Consider the following 322-nt stretch of genomic DNA (forward strand, 5'->3'; position numbering starts at 1 on the left):
TTGGATAATCGAAAGGAGTAGTCTTACCTGGAATACACCAGGCTGATGGATATAATGCTGGTGCTGTTCCATAGGCATAATCGTAGTATATCCATGATTGATCAACACCACCCTTATTAGAACCAGCATAGAACCAGTCAGTACCAGTATCCGGTAATTGGCAACTGGTTATCTCAGTACTGTATGTACTTGACTCAACTGTGACAACAGTGGTCTTAATGCCGAAGTTATCTAATGTTAATGCATCAACCTGAGCAGCCTTTAACCAAGCTGGGTGAGCACCAGCATTAGCGTATAGTGTTAGTGTTAGTGGTGTTCCATT

The 322-nt window shown here is 42.2% G+C and carries 1 pseudogene; it reads right to left on the minus strand.

Annotation, left to right across the window (positions count from 1 at the left end):
• Positions 1–322 (minus strand): annotated as a pseudogene (locus BP896_RS03995) (ABC transporter substrate-binding protein); the annotation flags it as partial.

The sequence above is a fragment of the Caldivirga sp. UBA161 genome, assembly GCF_002506515.1.
GTDB lineage: Archaea > Thermoproteota > Thermoprotei > Thermoproteales > Thermocladiaceae > Caldivirga.